Source organism: Streptomyces sp. NPDC001508 (assembly GCF_040298665.1).
In the GTDB taxonomy this organism is placed as follows: domain Bacteria; phylum Actinomycetota; class Actinomycetes; order Streptomycetales; family Streptomycetaceae; genus Streptomyces.
On record NZ_JBEPAP010000030.1, the window covers coordinates 65193 to 83055 of the forward strand.

Below are 17863 nucleotides of genomic sequence, written 5' to 3' on the forward strand. Positions count from 1 at the left end.
GCAAAGCCCGAGGCGCCGAGCATCCGCGACGGCACGCTCGATCGGGGGGCGTCCGTGGCCCGGGCCTTCGGAAACGATCCGAACACATCCGGTGCGCCGAATTATCCCTCTAGAGCCTCAAATAACCGCCTGTCAGGCGAGGTTGGTTCTGGCGTACCGCTCGGGCTCGCCTATAACGTCAGAGTTCTTGACTCACTTCTTGTCTCACGGGGAGCCCAGTGTGAAGCGCCGCCCTTTGCCCATCGCTGCCGCACTTGCCACAGCCGCCCTACTCACCGCCTGCGGCGGCAACGACAACTCCAAGGACAACGACAAGATCGCCGGCGCTGAGACAGGCGGCACGACGGCGTCCGCGTCGCCGAGCGCAAGCGACTCGGCCGGACGGCCCGAGATCACCCTTCCGAGCGACCTCAAGGACACCTTCGAGAGTTGGAAAACCGGTGACGCGACCGAGGACGCCGTCCTCGCGGACGTGGCACAGCGCATCGACGCCACCAACTACGCCATCACACAAGGAGATGTCGACCTTCCGGCGCTCTCCTTCTACTACAGCGGTACCGCCCTTGCCGAAGCCAAGGACTGGGTCCAGTCCATCGCGAAGGACGGGTACAGCATCACCGGGACCAACCGCTACTACAACGCCAAGATCGAGGTGTTCGATTCCGCGTCAGCGGGCGTCGTCTACTGCGAGGACCAGGGCAAGGCCTTCGCAAAGGATCGCAAGACCAACAAAGTCCACAAGACCGAGGTGACGAACGACTCCTACGTCCTCTACTCAACTCGCGTGGAAAAGAACAAGCAGGGTGTCTGGCAGACGACGAAGCTCACTTCCCAAAGGGGCCACAAGTCATGCACTGCGTGACGTCACTCAGCAGGATCACCTTGGCCGGCCTCCTTGCGGGGGCTCTCACCCTCACCGCCCCCGGCGTCGCATTCGCCGACTGGCCGCCCAGCAGCGGCACACAGGGACGCACGGAGCAGTCCGGAAGCGCGAGCGGAGGAACCCTGACCTCCCGGGTCACATTCTCCGGCTCGGTGCGCGGCAGCGGGACCAGTTCGTCGGTACGGCCGGTGTCGAACTGGACCCCGCCGGCGTGCTGGTATGAACCGCGGAGTGCCGAGGATTTCGCGCAGTACGTCGAAGACATGTACACCGAGACGGTCAACACGCCGGGCCAGCACAGCTACGCCAAGACGTCCGTCGGCATGTTCCGGAACGAGTACAAGGACGGCACGTACAAGAACTACAACCTCGACGTCAAGGACAAAGGCAACTGGTGGGTCGCGGTCGTCGACGAGGACCGCTGGATGGAACCCGCGGCGCAGGCCTGCAACAAGCAGCCTTTCTGGGTGGAGAACGGCGACGCGCCACCGGTGGACAAGGCGGTGACCCCCCAGATCCTGGCCGAACTCGCCTACAACCGCATCCAGCTCCCCTCCACCGAGGTGACCCTCGCGCCGCAGAACACCACCAAGGTCAACCTGGCCACCTGGGCCTGGCTGGACGAGGCCAAGTTCAAAGAGGTCTCCGTGACCGCCTCCCTCAACGTCGCCGGTCTCAACATCCAGGCCACGACCACCGCCAAACCGGTCGCCCTGAGGCTCGAACCCGGCACCCCCGACGCCACGACGTACCCCGGATCGGGAATCTGCCGGGCCAACGCCGACGGCTCCGTAGGGGAGCCCTACGCCAGGGGCAAGGCCGACCGTACCCCGTCCTGTGGGGTCAAGTACCTGCGGTCGTCGGGCAACGGCACCTTCAAGCTTCGGGCCACCGTCACATGGCAGATCACCTGGACGGGCACGGGCACCCCCGAACCGCAGGAACTCCCCGACGGCACGTTCGGCAATGACCAGGCGGTCACCGTGCAGGAGATCCAGTCGGTCAACCGCTGACGCCCCACCGACACAGGCCCGGCGGCCCCACCACCCGCCGGGCCCGCGACGGGGCCCTCTTCCGCGGCACCAGGCGGCCACGCTCGACGTGCTCGTCCGACCGTCAAGGTCTCTGCCCGGAAGCGGTTCGCTGGCGAACCCACGCGGCCCGTCGATACCGTCAGAACTCTCGACCACCATCTGCCTCACGGGAAGTCCCACTGTGCGGCCGTGACGGAGACCGGAACACCACATGAGCGACCTGCGCCTCGAAGACACCGTCTTCGAGCACCTGAAGAAGACCTTCTCCTCGATCAGCGACCGCATGGAGGACGCCCGCCGCGATCTGCGCAGCGCCGACGCCTCCGCCGTCGGTGAGAGCAAACTCATCGAGGACGTCCAGGATTTCGCCGACGACTGGGGCTACGGCATCAAGCAGCTCGGCAAACACACGCACGGTGCGGTGAAGATGATCAACACCATCGGCGATACATTCGACAAGCTCGACCAGGAACTCGCCGAATCGCTCAAGGTGAAGAAGAAGGGCAAGTGACGTGACCGGTAAGCGGCCGGCCTTCCCGCACATCGGATGGGACCCCACCCCGGGAGACGTGACGGACACCCGGGAACTCGCCAAGCGACTCGGCGGCCTGGCCGGCGAGCTGGGAACGGCGGTGCGCGAGCTGGAGCGGATAGAGTGCGGCGCCTGGAAGGGCAAGACCGCGATCGCGTTCACCGAGTACATCGGCGAGGACGTCACTCCGCTCATCCGCAAGAGCCACGAATCCTTCGACAAGGCCTCGCGAGCGCTGCACCGGTGGGCGGGCGAACTCCAGGACTTCCAGGACGACGCGGATCGGCTGGAGAAGCTGGCCGGGGAAAAGCTCAGCGCCCAGGACAAGGCCAAGGCGGAGGCCGGCAGCGAGGGCAGCGACGAACTCGGCGAGGCCTCCAGCGCCGTCAACGAGGTCATCAACAAGGTCCACGACCTTGAGGAACGGTACAGGCAGGCCGCGCGCCGGATAGGCAAGGAACTCGACAAGGCCGCGGACATCGCACCGGACGAGCCCGGCTTCTGGGACAAGCTGGGCAAGGGCATAGCGGACGCCTGGAACGCCACCGGCGACTGGCTCAAGGACCACGCCGACCTCATCAAGATGGTGGGCGACGTGCTGAGCAACGTGACCGCCGTACTGGGCATGCTGGCCATCGCCACGCTCCCCTTCCCCCCACTCGCGGCCATCTTCGGCACGGCCGCACTCATCGGCAGCGGGCTGTCCCTGGCAGCCCACGGCATCGCCATGGCCGCGGGAGCGGACGTGAGTTGGATGACCCTGGGCACCGACGCGCTCGGACTGCTGCCGGGCATCGGGATGTTCGGCAAGGGGATCAAGGTTGCTGGTAAGACCGCCAAGGTGGCCAGGACCGCGGCGACGGCGAAGGCCGGCTTGCTGGGCAAAGGGTTCCAGGTCTCGGAGCTTGGTCAATCACGCATCCTGATGTCCATGGGCGCGGCGTCAAAGGGCCTCGACGGGGGCCTAGGAGTGGCTGGCTTGGTGAAGATCGGCGGAAGCTCCAAGCATGTCTTCGAGGTGTCACATGCGAGCAGTGGACTGGCATCACGCATGGGCGGCCTTGTCAGTGCCGGCTACCACGAAGGGCAATGGATCGGCACCAAGGGAATCAACACGCTCACGAAGTGGAACGTGGACCCGATAAGCGACATGGGCCGGGTCATCGACGGCAGCCTCAAGATCGCCCCCAAGGCCGTCACCAACATCAAGGACGCTGTCTCCGGCGATTAGCCCGACGACGACCAGCGGGGTAGAGCACAGGGAGTGCGTATCGACATGAACATCTGGCAGCCCGAACCGGGGGAAATGCTCCTGGGTCGCGGTCCCGTCACTTTCGCGACGGGCGCCGCGATGCGCGTCAGGGGTATGCGCTGGTTCCGTGACACCGAGCGCAACGACATCCAGAACGAGTTGCCGGGCTGGCCCGAAGGTCCCTCCTTCACGGCACGTTCGACAGGCAGCACGGTCGGCTTGAAAACCCTCAAGGGTGCTGCCCTGGTCCTGGGCACTGCTTTCATGGCCGTGCTCAGCGCTGCGGGCGGCAACATCGCCACCCCCTCGGGCGACTCCGGATCCGACACGCCGGACGAACCGGCCAACGAGGTCGAGGACTTCCCGGTCATGTGGGCCGCACCAGGCACCATCGCCCGCACTCTGCCCTGGCAACTGGACCCGGGACGCACCGACCAGAAGCACCAGCGCACGCACGCGATCGTCACCGACCGACGACTCGTCGTCGTCAGCCTGCCCTATGACAAGAAGAACGACAAGGCAATCGATGACGAGGTTCTGTGGCAGTGCCCGCGCACCGACATCAGCGGCATCGAACTCAAGGACTTCAAGGACGGCAACGACTTCAAAGTCACCTTCGTAGATGGGTCTTGGTGCCGGCTGCAGTGCACCTACCGCAGAAACCTGACGCGATACCTGGAGCACACCCCCAACCTGCTCCCCCTCGATTCCCTGACCCCTCCGCAGCGGGCGGCCGTCCTGGAATTCGCCGCGAACGTCAACATGCCGGATTCCGTCTCACCCATCATCACCCGCAATACGTGCGGCCACTACAACGTCGACATTCTGCTGCCGCGTCGGTTCACCTCCGCTTTCGGAGCCTCGGAGGAAAGTCTGGTCATGGACGACGACGGCCAGGAAGTCGATCCCAGGGAATACCATCCCGAAGACCTCTGAAACCACCGGCACTTCACACTCGAAACGGCCACATCCCCATGCGCCCCTCTGCCGAGCCCACCGGCCCCCTTCAGCCGCTCCCTACGCCGACTGAGCCCCCACCGGTCTGGTTCCTGGCCCCCGAGGGTTTCTTCGCGCTGCCCCTCGCCGACAGCCCCGAGGAACGTGCGGCCCGCGCGCACTCCTTCGTGCGGGCGCTCTACTCCCGTGGGGACGAGACGGTCTGGGATCCCGCCGCTCCGTACTACACGGCAATCGCCGAACTCATGCAGGGCACCGGAGTCTCCTACGCCGCGATGGGGCTGTTCTCCACGTCGGAGGAGGAACACACTCCTGAGGGTGACATCGCCCGGCACGACCCCTCCGAGGGCGTGGCCCAATGCGCCTTCACCTTGGCCGCCATCCCCACGGACCAGGCCAACACCGAAACCGATGTCGTGGCGCAGGGAATTTTCGCGGCCCTTACTGCGGACCCGTACAACGAGGTCGAATGGCTGGATCTCCCGTGCGGTCCTGCGGTGTCATGCGTCACCTGGCGTGAACTGAAACTCAACCCCGCGGTGACAGTGAGCGGCAAGGCGACGGATCTCGTCACCGCCCGGATCCAGGTGCATGTGCCGTTCCCGACCGGCCCGTTCACGGCCGTCTTCACGCTCTTCACTGCTTCCGTGGGTCGGTGGGCCCAGTTCGTCGACATGATGGGAGCCATTCTTCAGACGGTGTCCTTCACCGCCCCGTCGAACGACGACCCCCTCGCCACGCCGGCCGAGGACACCTGAGCGCCCTCCAGAAACGGAAGATCACTCAGCGCGGGACCCTGGGCATCACACCACCCAGCGCAGGGAGCCCGCGATGGCGTCGCACCGCCGCTCCATGGGGCCGGGCATCCCGATGAGTGGTGCCGAGAAGGAGAGCATCAAGTAGCCGGTACCGCCGGGCATATGGGCATGGATGGAGAGGAGCGCTGTCTCTCTTCATCCTCTTCTCGGTGAGGTCCGCCGAGCGAAGGCGCGGTTCTGCAGAGTCTGCCAGTCCTCATGGCAACCGGTACCGAATACGCTCTCGGCACACCCAGCCCGTCCCGCGCCGACAAGGAGAGTCCTCACGTGACGTCCAGGGGCAAGCAGCGTGTCATGGCGGACCGGCTCGGCGTCCACGCCGACGCGGCGGAATGGTGCACGATCGACAAGATCCCGCAGCCCCCCGCCGACATGCTGCGGGCCGCCGGCACTCCCCCGCTCCGCCCCGGGAGACTGCGCCCGCTGGGCATGCTCGGTGCGGTGCTCGCCGTGCCGTTCATGCCCCTCCTCATGCTGCTGACCCTGCTGTCCAACGTGGAGGAAGCGGTCAAGCGGGCCCTCGCCACCAAGGAGGAGAGGGAACGGCTGCGGGTCAAGGACGAGGACGACAGGCGCCGGGACGCCGCCATCGCCGAGCAGGGACTCGACCGGGTCTTCGACGGGAACTGGCACAGCCCGGCCGGGCAGTTCCTCCTGCGCTGGTACGCCCACTCCCCCCACCACCAGCGGCTGGTCCTCGCGACCCAGGACGGGATCGTGCTTGCGGCCCCACCCCGGCGCGTCACCGTGGGGAGGGAGAAGCACATGCAGATCGTCGCCCGGCTCTCCGCCACCGAAGCGACCCTCGTCGACCCGTTCAACGGTGAGTTCGAGACGAGGATGGTGCTGATCCGCTTCCGCGACGGTTCCTGGCTGCGCGTCGACACGGAGGAACCCCGCAGCGACCTCCACACCTATCTGCTCCGGCAGCCGCTTTCCGACCACTGACGAGTCCCGGCGCCGGCGGTGACCGACCCCGGCTGCCCCAGAGACCCAGAGACCCGGCGACCCGGCGGGCACCGACACCAGCCCGGTGCGCTCGGCGGAGGCCGGCGCATCGGGCGGGCGGCCCGTCCAGCGGGCTCCCGGTCACCCTCGCCGTACCGGCTCCAGGCCGCCGTCGGCTACCGGCTCTTGGCCGCCTTTGCCAGTTCCTCGTCGATCTGCTCGAACTTGTCGGCCGCGTTGGTCAGGTAGTCACCCATGCCGTCCAGGCCGTCGAGGGTGTCCTTGGTGCCGCGGGTGAACTCTTCGAAGTTCTCGTCGAACGCCTTCGAGGAACTCTTGGTGACGTAGCCGGACTCGACCAGGTTCGCGATGTACTTGCGCAGGCCGTCGAGCTTTTCCTGGAGCTTTTCCTTCTCCTTCACGACATGCTTGGCTGCGTCACGCATGTCCTGGTATGTGACGTCAAGGTCCTTGGCCATGAGACCGCTCCTCTTCACCATGCCGCAGGGCCAACCCCCGTGGCTCCCTGTGCGCGGACGTAACGGGTGGGCCGCGTGGTTCCACCCAGGTGATCGTCCGCTCTTGCGGCAGCAGCTTACGGGGGTGAACTGACGTGCCACAGCCCGGAATCCGGAACAGGAACGGTGAACAGGCCGTCGTGAGCGCGTGCACAGCGCGTTGCCATCGGAAAGAGCTTCCGGAAGCGCACAGGACATGCACCGGACGTGCACCGGACCCCGCCTCCCCATTGCCCCGTCCCGGCGCCGAGCGGATATCGTCGCTTCCACTGTGACCTGCGGGAGGGAGCGGTCACGGGGGGCTTGGGGAGGACGAGCGTGCGCCTGACTCTGACCGTCGTCGACCCGTTCGGCGGGGGCGCCGCCGACGTCGTACTCGATGCCGACCCCGAGTCCAGCGTCGGGGACATCGCCCGGGAACTGGCCCAACACGTCGGCGTCGGCGGTGCGCAGGTCATTCCGATCGGGCAGCACCAGGCGGTCCCGTCGGGCGGCGCGCCCCTCGTGTACGTGGACGGGTACGCCGTCGATCCCAGTGCCACCGTCGTCGGTTCGCCGCTGCGCGAGGGCGCCGTCGTCAGTCTCCAGGACCCGGCCGGCTGTCTGCCTGGCGAGCCCACGGGGCTGGTGGAACTGCGGGTCGTGGGCGGGCCGGCCGCCGGCCATGTGCACCGGCTCGGCGTCGGCCGCTACGACATCGGCAGCGGCCCGTCCGCGTATCTGCGCATCGACGATCCCGAACTCGACGCCCGCGCCCTCACCTTGTCAGTTGCAACCGATGGCACCTGCCAAGTCGCCGTGCACGCCGACAAGGAAACAGTCACCCTCGACGGGACGAAGGTCTCCGGGTCCGACGGCGACACCTGGCCCCTCGGCGCGCAGATCGCCGTCGGCAACTCCCTTCTGGAACTCGGCCGTTACAGCCCGCCCAACGCGGCCCTGAAGTGGTCGGACGACGGGATCGGGCTCGACTACAACCGGCCGCCCCGGCTGCGCCCGCCCGAGCGGCAGACCAAGTTCCGGCTGCCGTCGCCGCCGCGCGAGTACGAGGCCCGGCCGCTGCCCTGGCTGATGGCGCTGACCCCGCTGGTCGGCGCGGTGGTGGCCGTGCTCATCTTCCAGCGCTGGTACTACCTGATCATGGCGGGCCTCAGCCCCATCCTGCTGTTCGCCAACTACTTCATGGACAAGAAGCACGGGCGTAAGTCCCATGCCAAGCAGGTCAAGGAGTACAAGGAGCAGAAGGAACGGATCGAGAAGGACGCGCAGGACGCGCTCGTCGCGGAGCGGCAGGACCGCCGGGGCGCCGTGCCCGACCCGGCCGCCGTCCTCTCCCTCGGCACCGGCCCGCGCACCCGGCTGTGGGAGCGGCGGCGCACCGACCGTGACCATCTGCTGGTACGGGTCGGAACGGGCCGGCTGCCCTCCGAGGTGGTGCTCGACGACCCGGAGCAGGACGACCACCGCCGCCAGGTCACCTGGAGCATCGCGGACGCCCCGGTGGCGCTCTCGCTGCGTTCCCTCGGCGTGATCGGCATGGCGGGGCCGGGCGACTCCGCCCGCGCCCTCGGACGCTGGGCGGTCGCCCAGATGGCCGCGCTGCACAGCCCGATGGACGTCCAGTGCTACGTCCTGAGCGAGAACAGCGCGCAGGGCAGCTGGGACTGGGTGCGCTGGCTGCCGCACGCCAGGCCGACCGGCGGCCAGGACGCCAACGTGCTCATCGGCACCGACGCCGAGACGGTCGGCGCCCGCATCGGCGAGCTGACCCAGATCCTCGACGCCCGCAAGAAGGCCGCCGAGCAGAACCGCGGGCAGCGCACGGACTTCTCCGACCCGGACATCGTGGTCGTCTGGGACGGCTCGCGACGGCTGCGGTCCCTGCCGGGTGTCGTACGACTGCTGCGCGAGGGCCCCGCGGTGTCCCTCTACGCGCTGTGCCTGGACGCGGAGGAACGGTTCCTGCCGGGCGAGTGCCAGGCGTTCGTCGTCGCCGAGCCCAAGGCACGGGAGTACGACGACCCGGCGCAGCAGGCGGTACAGCAGCAGGCGCCCGGGGGCTTCCCGTCCTTCCACGCCTGGCACGCCACGAGCGGCCAGGAGAGCGAACCGGCGCAGCAGGCACGGGAGTTGCGGCTGCGGGTCGAGGAGGCGGGTGCCGAGCGCATCAAGGACGTACGGCCCGACTTCGTCTCCGCCCCCTGGTGCCTGCGCCTGGCCCGCTCGCTGTCCCCGCTGCGCGACATCAGCGGCGAGACCGAGGACTCGGCGCTGCCCGCCGCGAGCCGGCTGCTGGACGTGCTGCGACTGGAGCCGCCGACCGGTGACGCGATCACCGCGCGCTGGCGGATGGGCGGGCAGTCGACGCTGGCGGTCATCGGCGAGTCCTACGACGGCGCGTTCGGCATCGACATGCGCAAGGACGGCCCGCACGGCCTGATCGCCGGTACCACCGGTTCCGGCAAGTCGGAGCTGCTGCAGACCATCGTCGCCTCGCTGGCCGTGGCCAACACGCCCGAGAACATGACGTTCGTGCTCGTCGACTACAAGGGCGGCTCGGCGTTCAAGGACTGTGTGAAGCTGCCGCACACGGTCGGCATGGTCACCGACCTGGACGCCCATCTCGTCGAGCGGGCCCTGGAATCGCTGGGCGCCGAGCTGAAGCGGCGCGAGCACATCCTGGCCGCCGCCGACGCCAAGGACATCGAGGACTACCAGGACCTGGTGCGCCGCGACCCCTCGCACCCGCCGGTGCCCCGACTCCTCATCGTCATCGACGAGTTCGCCTCGATGGTGCGCGACCTGCCCGACTTTGTGACCGGACTGGTCAACATCGCCCAGCGGGGACGTTCGCTCGGCATCCATCTGCTGCTGGCCACGCAGCGGCCGAGCGGTGTGGTCTCCCCCGAGATCCGCGCCAACACCAACCTGCGGATCGCGCTGCGCGTGACCGACGGCGGCGAGTCCAGCGACGTCATCGACTCGCCGGAGGCCGGACACATCTCCAAGAACACGCCGGGCCGGGCGTACGTCCGTCTCGGGCACGCGTCCCTGGTGCCGTTCCAGTCGGGACGGGTCGGTGGCCGCCGGCCCGGCGCCGCGGACCCGACCGCCCTCGCGCCCTGGGTGGGCGAACTGGCCTGGGCGGATCTGGGACGGGCCGCGCTGGTCAAACCGAAGGCCGAGACGCGCGAGGACGAGGAGATCACCGACCTGAAGGTGCTGGTCGACGCGGTCCGCGACGCCAGCACCGCGCTGGGCATTCCCGCGCAGCACAGCCCGTGGCTGCCCGCGCTCGCCGAGACACTGCTGCTGGACGACGTCGAGACACCGGTCGCGGCGCTCGCTCCGGGGCGGCTGCCGCCCGCGCCGTACGGTGTGGAGGACCTGCCCGCCGACCAGGCGCGCCGCCCGGTGGTCGTGGACTTCGCCACCTTCGGTCATCTGATGATCGGCGGCGCGCCGCGCAGCGGCCGTTCGCAGGTGCTGCGCACCGTCGCGGGCTCCCTCGCCCGCACCCACTCCTGCGCCGACGTCCATCTGTACGGCATCGACTGCGGCAACGGCGCCCTCAACGCGCTGACCCGGCTGCCGCACTGCGGCGCGGTCGTCGGCCGCAACCAGACCGAGCGGGTGATCCGGCTCGTCAACCGGCTCAAGGGCGAACTCTCCCGCCGTCAGGACCTGTTGGCGGACAAGGGCTTCGCCGACATCGGAGAGCAGCGGGCCGCGGCCCCCGAGGACCAGCGGCTTGCGCACATCGTCGTACTCCTCGACCGCTGGGAGGGCTGGGTGCCCACGCTCGGCGAGATCGACCACGGTTCGCTGACCGACGAGTTGACGACGATGATGCGGGAGGGTGCGAGCGTCGGCATCCATCTGGTGCTGACCGGTGACCGCACGCTGCTCGTGGGGCGGATCGCGACACTCACCGAGGACAAGTACGGTCTGCGGCTCGCCGACCGCAGCGACTTCTCCATGCTCGGCATCCCCGCCCGCAAGGTGCCCGAGGAGATACCGCCGGGGCGCGCGTTCCGCAACGAGTCCGGTACGGAGACGCAGTTCGCGCTGCTCGCCGAGGACACCACGGGGCAGGGGCAGGCGGCGGCGATCGCGGCGATCGGCGAGGCGGCGACGGCCCGGGACGCGGGCGTGCCGCGCTCGCGCCGGCCGTTCCGGGTGGACAGCCTGCCGAGCCGGATCTCCTTCGAGGACGCGTGGGAGATGCGCGACCCGGAGGGCTCCCGTTCGCGGCTGTGGGCGCTCGCGGGCATCGGCGGCGACGAGATCGTCGGCTTCGGACCCGATCTCGCGGACGGGGTCCCGGCGTTCGTGGTCGCGGGACCGGCGAAGTCCGGCCGCTCCACGGTGCTGATGAACTTCGCCCACTCCTTTCTCGCCCAGGGCATACGTCTGGTCGTCGCGGCCCCGCGCCAGTCGCCGCTGCGGCAACTCGACGCAAGCGACGGGGTGTTGAAGGTCTTCACCGGCGACGACATCGACGAGGACGAGTTCGAGCAGGCCATCGACTCGGCGTCCCCTGAGGAGCCGATCGTTGTGCTCGTCGACGACGGGGAGATCCTGGAGGACTGCGACGCCGAGTCCCATATGAAACGCATCGTCTCCCGCGGCGCCGAACGCGGCCTCGCCCTCGTCATCGCCGGTGACGAGGAAGACGTGTGCAGCGGCTTCTCGGGCTGGCAGGTCGACGCGAAGAAGGCCCGGCGCGGCGTCCTCCTGTCCCCCCAGGAGTCCTCCAGCGGCGACCTCATCGGCGTACGCCTGTCCCGCAGCCTGGTGGGCGGCCAGATCACCCCCGGCAAGGGCATGCTCCACCTGGGCGACGGCGAACTACGCACGGTGGTCATCCCGGGCTGACCCACACGAGCCTGCGGCACGGCCCCGAAACACTCCAGGCAGCGGGCCCTGGACATGCACGCGGCCGGGTTGCCATCCGCCGTGCACGGCCGGGGCCGGAGAACGATCGAGGCGCCAGCAGGCCGCGACCGGTGCGAGCCGACCCCGACCGAGGACAGCGGCCGCCCACACCACACACCCGCCTGCCGGCCAGCATGCCCGCCTGCCGACCGCATCACGCGCCCGCCTGCCTGCCACCGCGCGCCCGCAGTGGCGACCCGGTCTGGCGGGGCGGCTAGTCGGTTTTGGACATGCGGGCGGTCGGGTTGCCTTCCGGCTTGCTGTTCGATGTGTAGGTGAGGTCGTCGCCCTCCGGGGTGAGCCGGATCGTGTGCGGGGCGGGGTCGCAGCCGTCGTGGTTGTCCTTGGCCCCGACCGATGTGGCGACGAGGGCCGTTCCGGTCACCTTTTTCAGGGTGAGTACGTCCGTGCAGACGCCGCCGAGCTGGTCGGTCTGGCGCAGGCGGCCCAACTCCTCGCCCACATCCGCCTGCCGCACGGTGAGCCGGAAGGTGCCGATGGGCAACTGGCCGTCGAGGGCGGTGGCCTGGCCCTGCCAGGTGCCGAGGTAGCGCGCGGGGACGTCGGACCCGGAACCGGCCGGCAACTCGTCGGTGACGCTCGAACTGGGCGTCGCCGCGGGCGGCCTGGTGCTGCCCCCAGCGCTGTCGTGGGCGCTGTCGTCGCCGATGAGCGGGCGGAGCAGGAAGCCCAGCCCGACGGTGACCGCCGCGAGCGCCCCGGCGACGGCGAGCGCCACCGTACAGCTCATGCGGCGCCCCCGGCCGCCGTCGCCCGGAGTGGAGGTGGCCGCCATCGTGACGGAGACCTTGCCCGGCCGCTGCTCCCCGGGCACCGCGTCCCGCGGCCCGGGAATCCCGCCACCGCCCCCGAGACCGGCACCGCCCGCAGCGGCAGCGTCGACACCCCCGGCCACCATGCCAGGCCCCGCCCCGCTGCCGGCCCCGACCCCGGCTCCGCTCGCCCCGGGCATCACCGGCGGCGGTCCGAACTCCCCCGCCGGCACCGCCGCCCTGCCGGCCACCGCAGGGCTGCTGAACCCGACCGGGCCCGACGGCGCCGGATCCGTCGCCTCCAGACCGAGGAGCCGCACCGCGTCCCGGCTGACCTGTTCCACCAGCGGTCCCGGCAGCCAGCCGCCCGCCACCAGGCGCGCGGCACCCTCCGGAGCGAGCCGGCCGGCCACCGCGCCGGGGGCCGGCCGCGCGCCCGGCTCCTTCGCCAGGCACGCCTCGGCCACCTCCCGCACTTCGCCGTGCAGCGCGCCCAGCTCCGGCTCCTCGTGGACGACCTTGTAGAGCAGCGCGGCCGAGGAGTCCCCGGGGAAGGGCGGTTCGCCGGTCGCCGCGTACGCCAGCAGCGCGCCCAGGGAGAACACGTCCGCGGCCCCCGTGACGCCCTTGCCCAGGATCTGCTCGGGGGACATATAGCCGGGTGAGCCGATCGAGACGCCGGACGAGGTCAGGGAGGCCGTGCCGTCGGTGGCCCGGGCGATCCCGAAGTCGATCAGCAGCGGGCCGTCCAGGGTGAGCAGGACGTTCGACGGTTTGACGTCCCGGTGCACGAGGCCCAGCTCGTGCACGGCGGCGAGCGCCTCGGCGAGGCCCGCGCCGAGCGCCCGTACGGAGTGCGGGGGCAGCGGCCCATGGGCGGCGACGGCCGCCGCCAGGGAGGGTCCGGCGGCGTACCCGGTGGCGACCCAGGGCACCGGCGCGTCGGGATCGGCGTCCAGGACCGGCGCCGTCCAGGCGCCGCCCACCCGCCGCGCGGCCTCGACCTCGCGCCGGAACCGGGCCCGGAACTCCTCGTCGAGCGCGAAGTGCGGATGCACGATCTTCACGGCGACCGTGCGGCCGCCGGCGCTGCGCCCCAGATAGACCCGGCCCATCCCGCCGGAGCCGAGCCGGCCGAGGAGCCGGTAGGGCCCCACGACGGTGGGCTCGTCGGCCGCGAGCGGGTGCATCGGCGTCCCCCTCTTCCCCGTCACGCCTCGGTCAGCAGGGTAGTGCCGCGGACCCGTACTGCGGAGTGCCTCGGAGGCACGGCCGTGGATCTATGCCAGCAGCTCGACCCTCACGTCCGCGGGGAAGCCCGTCGTCGGGCCGACCCAGCGGGCGAACTCGGCGACCGCCTCCAGCTGCGGGGCGCCGAAGCGGAAGTCGAGGGTCGTGAAGTACCGCTCCAGGACCTTCTCGTCGAAGGCTTCCCAGCGGGCCGCCTGCTCGGCGACCTTGCCGACCTCCTCCAGGGAGAGGTTGCGGGAGGACAGGAACGCCTCGTGCACCTGACGGGTGATCACCGGCTCGCGCTCCAGGTAGTCGCGGCGGGCCGCCCAGACCGCGAAGACGAACGGCAGCCCCGTCCACTCCTTCCACAGCGTGCCCAGGTCGTGCACCGCGAGCCCGAAGCGCGGGCCGTCCAGGAGGTTGGCCCGCAGTGCGGCGTCCCCGATCAGCACGGCCGCGTCCGCCTCCTGCATCATCAGGCTGAGATCGGGCGGGCAGCTGTAGTAGTCGGGCCGTACGCCGTACCGCTCGGCGAGCAGCAGCTGGGCCAGGCGGACGGAGGTGCGGGAGGTCGAGCCGAGGGCGACCCGGGCGCCGTCGAGCCGGTCGAGGGGGACCTGCGAGACGATCACGCAGGACATCACGGGGCCGTCGCAGCCGACGGCGATGTCCGGGAAGGCGACCAGGTCGTCGGCGTTCTTGAGGAACTCGACCAGGGTGATGGGTCCGATGTCGAGATCACCCCGCACCAGCCGCTCGCTGAGTTTTTCCGGGGTGTCCTTGGTCAGCTCGAAGTCGAGGAGGGTGCCGGTTCTCGCGAGCCCCCAGTAGAGGGGCAGGCAGTTCAGAAACTGGATGTGGCCGACGCGCGGCCGGGTGCGAGAATTGTCCACATCGCGAGACTAGACCTCATGGGGTACGTGCCGACCACCACCCCCTCCGTCAACCGGCCCAGTGGTGTTCAAACTTCCGGGTGAAGTGATCTTGACCTCTATTGCTTCCCGGTGCCCGCGTGCTAGGCTCGCCGCAAGTTGCAGTTTGGTTTCCCTTGCAGTACAGAGCCTGCGGAGCATGTAACCGCGGGCTCTCGTCGTTTTCAGACATATGCACTTGTGCGGCACTGTTTTCACACTTGCAGGTTCTGGAGCAGGGCAACCCTTTGTGAGCCCAAGGAGGGCTTATGGCTACCGGAACCGTGAAGTGGTTCAACGCCGAAAAGGGCTTTGGCTTCATCGCCCAAGAAGGCGGCGGCCCCGACGTCTTCGTTCACTACTCCGCGATCAACGCTCAGGGTTTCCGTTCCCTCGAAGAGAACCAGCAGGTGAGCTTCGACGTGACCCAGGGTCCGAAGGGCCCGCAGGCGGAGAACGTCACCCCCGTCTGAGCAGCGATCCGATCGCACCCTGAGAGAAGTACCCAAGGAGCCCCGCGCCTTTCGGCGACGGGGCTCCTGCCCTTTTCCACCGCCGGTGATCGGCCGCCGCCCATCGGCCGTCGCAACGCGACTGGGCGGCGAGGGTGTGGCCTGCGGGGTCGGAGGGAGCGGCACCGTGGCCTGGTCCACTTCGTCGGTCCGGCCGGTCCGCGGGGCGGTTAGCCCGCCGCACAGGCGACCGGTTCACGGGGCGGTTAGCCCGCGCGTGCAGGCGACCGATCCGCGGGACGGTCAGACCGCCGCACAGGCGACCGGTTCGCGGGGCGGTTACCCCGCGCACAGACAACCGATCCGCGGGACGGTCAGACCGCGCACAGACAACCGATCCGCGGGACGGTCAGACCGCGCACAGACAACCGATCCGCGGGACGGTTACCCCGCGCACAGGCAACCGATCCGCGGGACGGTTACCCCGCGTACAGGCCCTCCACCGCCTCGGTGAAGTCGCGCATGATCTGGGTGCGGCGGAGCTTCATGGAGGGGGTGAGGTGGCCCGCCTGTTCGGTGAAGTCCGTCGGCAGGACGGTGAACCTCTTGATGGACTCGGGGCGGGACACCAGCCGGTTCGCCTCGTCCACCGCGCGTTGCAGGATCGCGGTCAGGTCCGGGTCGTCCACGAGGAGTTCCGGCGGCACCGGGTGCTTGCCGTTCATCTGCCGCCAGTGAGTGATGCCGTCGGGGTCGAGGGTGATGAGCGCGCTGACGTAGGGGCGTCCGTCGCCGACCAGCATGACCTGGGAGATCAGGGGGTGCGAGCGCAGCCAGTTCTCCAGCGGTGCGGGCGCCACCGACTTGCCGCCCGCTGTGATCAGCAGTTCCTTCTTGCGGCCGGTGATCGTCAGATAGCCCTCGTCGTCCAGCTGCCCGATGTCGCCCGTCGCGAGCCAGCCGTCGCGGGCCGCCGGGACCACCCCGCCGGCCTGCGGGTCCCAGTAGCCGCGCAGGACGTGATCGCCCGCGACCAGGATCTCGCCGTCCGCGGCGATGCGGATCCGTGTGCCCGGCAGGGGCCAGCCGACCGTCCCCAGACGGGGCTTGAGCGGCGGGGTCACGGTGGAGGCGGCGGTCGTCTCGGTCAGCCCGTAGCCCTCGAAGATCTCGATGCCGGCGCCGGCGTAGAAGGCGGCCAGGGGACGGCCGAGCGGGGAGCCGCCGCAGATCGCGTACCGGACCCGGCCGCCCATGGCGTTGCGGATGCGCCGGTAGACGAGGGGGTCGTAGAAGGCGCGGGCCGTGCGCAGGACGCGGCTCGGGCCGTTGCCGGTGCCGGTCTGCCGGGCCTCCAGTGCCTCGCCGTAGCGCCTGGCCACGCTCGCGGCCCGGTCGAAGGAGGAGGCCCGGCCGCCCTTTTCCGCCTTGGCGCGCGCGGTGTTGAAGACCTTCTCCAGCATGTACGGGATGGTCAGCAGACAGGTCGGCCGGAAGGCCGCGAGGTCCGGCAGCAGGTGTTCCGGTTTGAGGCTCGGCGCGTGGCCCAGCCGCACCCGCGCCCGGATGCAGGCGATCGCCACCATGCGGCCGAAGACGTGGGACATCGGCAGGAACAGCAGGACGGACACCTCTTCGGAGGTCCTCGCCTTGAAGATCGGGTAGAGCAGTTCGATCGCGTTGTCCACCTCGGCGAAGAAGTTGCCGTGGGAGAGCGCGCAGCCCTTGGGGCGGCCGGTGGTGCCGGAGGTGTAGACGAGGGTGGCGAGGGTGTCCGGGCCGAGCATGCCCCGGCGGACCGCGACCTCGGCCTCCGGCACCTGGGCGTCGCCGAGTTCCGCGAGCCGTTCGAGGTGGTCCTTCTCGATGACCCACAGGTGGTGCAGGTCCGGCACCCGGTCGAGTTCCGGTCCGAGGGCGGCGGCCTGGCCCGCGGTCTCCGTGACCAGGGCCGCGGCGCCGGAGTCCTGGAGGATCCAGCGGATCTGGAAGACGGAGGAGGTGGGGTAGACGGGGACCGTGACCAGTCCGGCAGCCCAGGCGGCGAAGTCGAGGAGCGTCCACTCGTAGCGGGTGCGGGCCATGACGGCGATCCGGTCGCCCGGTGCCAGCCCCTTGGCGAGCAGCCCCTTGGCGAGGGCGAGCACCTGTTCGGCGAAGGCCGCCGCCGTCACATCCGTCCACTGGCCGTCCGCCCCCCGGCGGCTGAGGACGACCGCTGCGGGGTCCGCCGCCGCGTTGTCGAAGGGCAGGTCGGCGAGTGAACCGTGGCGCATCGGCGGGGCGAACGGCGGGACGGACACCTCGCGCACGGCGCCGTCCAGCCGGCGGATCTCGGGCTCGATGAGGATCGGCGCGCCGTCGTAGTCGGTGGCGGAGACCGTCATGCCGGAGGAGACGGGAACGTTCGGGTACGGGGTGGACACGGGGCGGCTCCTCGGGCGTGCAGCGGTGCACTGCTTGCTGCATACGTACGTGCCTCGCACACCGAGGCGTTCACCGTCGCCGGGCCGAACGACCGCATATGAGCAGTTACCGACGGTTAGTTGATCATCGTACGGCCCGGCTGTGACGGGATGGTGCGGTTTCGGGGAGGGTCCGGAGCCGGGGGTGT

General features: G+C 69.7%; 13 protein-coding genes. 9 read left to right on the forward strand and 4 right to left on the reverse strand.

Features of this window, described 5'->3' with window-relative positions; genetic code table 11:
• Positions 1-220 precede the first annotated feature (220 nt).
• The 7 genes from ABT245_RS25355 to ABT245_RS25385 all read left to right on the forward strand — a co-directional run bounded on the left by ABT245_RS25355 (position 221) and on the right by ABT245_RS25385 (position 6424).
• Complete coding sequence (locus ABT245_RS25355) at positions 221-862, forward strand: hypothetical protein (RefSeq protein ID WP_351737261.1); 642 nt, start codon at positions 221-223, stop codon at positions 860-862.
• Positions 850-1896: a hypothetical protein gene (locus ABT245_RS25360; protein WP_502982189.1), complete on the forward strand. Its 1047-nt coding sequence runs from the start codon at positions 850-852 to the stop codon at positions 1894-1896. Before ABT245_RS25355 ends, ABT245_RS25360 begins: the two co-directional genes overlap by 13 nt.
• Positions 1897-2128: 232 nt before the next feature.
• A complete protein-coding gene (locus tag ABT245_RS25365) occupies positions 2129-2428 on the forward strand; it encodes a hypothetical protein (protein WP_351737266.1) in 300 nt (99 codons plus the stop codon).
• A 1-nt stretch (position 2429) separates the two neighbouring features.
• Positions 2430-3680 carry an enoyl-CoA hydratase/isomerase family protein gene (locus ABT245_RS25370; RefSeq protein WP_351737268.1) on the forward strand — a complete coding sequence of 417 codons (1251 nt, stop codon included), beginning with the start codon at positions 2430-2432 and terminating at the stop codon, positions 3678-3680.
• Between the two features lie 45 nt (positions 3681-3725).
• A complete protein-coding gene (locus ABT245_RS25375; protein ID WP_351737270.1) occupies positions 3726-4637 on the forward strand; it encodes a hypothetical protein in 912 nt (303 codons plus the stop codon).
• Positions 4638-4675: 38 nt separating this feature from the next.
• Positions 4676-5416, forward strand: coding sequence for a hypothetical protein (locus ABT245_RS25380; RefSeq protein ID WP_351737272.1), 741 nt, complete (start codon positions 4676-4678; stop codon positions 5414-5416).
• 327 nt (positions 5417-5743) lie between these two features.
• Complete coding sequence (locus tag ABT245_RS25385) at positions 5744-6424, forward strand: hypothetical protein (RefSeq protein WP_351737274.1); 681 nt, start codon at positions 5744-5746, stop codon at positions 6422-6424.
• Positions 6425-6600: 176 nt separating this feature from the next.
• Here the strand turns inward: ABT245_RS25385 and ABT245_RS25390 are convergent, their stop codons facing one another.
• Positions 6601-6903 (reverse strand): WXG100 family type VII secretion target, encoded by a 303-nt coding sequence (locus tag ABT245_RS25390; protein ID WP_121893011.1) that lies wholly within the window; start codon positions 6901-6903, stop codon positions 6601-6603.
• A 357-nt stretch (positions 6904-7260) separates the two neighbouring features.
• Between ABT245_RS25390 and ABT245_RS25395 the strand changes: the two genes are divergently transcribed.
• On the forward strand, positions 7261-11820 hold the full coding sequence (locus ABT245_RS25395) for an FtsK/SpoIIIE domain-containing protein (RefSeq protein WP_351737276.1): 4560 nt from the start codon (positions 7261-7263) through the stop codon (positions 11818-11820).
• Positions 11821-12094: 274 nt separating this feature from the next.
• Here ABT245_RS25395 and ABT245_RS25400 read toward each other — a convergent pair whose 3' ends face one another.
• On the reverse strand, positions 12095-13843 hold the full coding sequence (locus ABT245_RS25400; protein ID WP_351737278.1) for a serine/threonine-protein kinase: 1749 nt from the start codon (positions 13841-13843) through the stop codon (positions 12095-12097).
• 90 nt (positions 13844-13933) lie between these two features.
• Positions 13934-14779: a menaquinone biosynthetic enzyme MqnA/MqnD family protein gene (locus ABT245_RS25405; protein WP_351737280.1), complete on the reverse strand. Its 846-nt coding sequence runs from the start codon at positions 14777-14779 to the stop codon at positions 13934-13936.
• A gap of 287 nt (positions 14780-15066) precedes the next feature.
• Between ABT245_RS25405 and ABT245_RS25410 the strand changes: the two genes are divergently transcribed.
• Entirely contained in the window at positions 15067-15270 is a 204-nt protein-coding gene (locus ABT245_RS25410; RefSeq protein WP_003974443.1) for a cold-shock protein, read from the forward strand.
• A gap of 458 nt (positions 15271-15728) precedes the next feature.
• On the opposite strand, the gene ABT245_RS25415 is transcribed toward ABT245_RS25410, so the two are convergent.
• Positions 15729-17675, reverse strand: coding sequence for an AMP-dependent synthetase/ligase (locus ABT245_RS25415; protein WP_502982190.1), 1947 nt, complete (start codon positions 17673-17675; stop codon positions 15729-15731).
• Between the last annotated feature and the right edge of the window lie 188 nt (positions 17676-17863).

Bases quoted from the DNA above. Each gene is read 5' to 3' on its own strand.
- ABT245_RS25375 (WP_351737270.1), top strand. From the start codon at position 3,726: ATGAACATCTGGCAGCCCGAACCGGGGGAAATGCTCCTGGGTCGCGGT.
- ABT245_RS25365 (WP_351737266.1), top strand. From the start codon at position 2,129: ATGAGCGACCTGCGCCTCGAAGACACCGTCTTCGAGCACCTGAAGAAG.
- ABT245_RS25400 (WP_351737278.1), bottom strand. From the start codon at position 13,843: ATGCACCCGCTCGCGGCCGACGAGCCCACCGTCGTGGGGCCCTACCGG.
- ABT245_RS25410 (WP_003974443.1), top strand. From the start codon at position 15,067: ATGGCTACCGGAACCGTGAAGTGGTTCAACGCCGAAAAGGGCTTTGGC.
- ABT245_RS25360 (WP_502982189.1), top strand. From the start codon at position 850: ATGCACTGCGTGACGTCACTCAGCAGGATCACCTTGGCCGGCCTCCTT.
- ABT245_RS25390 (WP_121893011.1), bottom strand. From the start codon at position 6,903: ATGGCCAAGGACCTTGACGTCACATACCAGGACATGCGTGACGCAGCC.
- ABT245_RS25380 (WP_351737272.1), top strand. From the start codon at position 4,676: ATGCGCCCCTCTGCCGAGCCCACCGGCCCCCTTCAGCCGCTCCCTACG.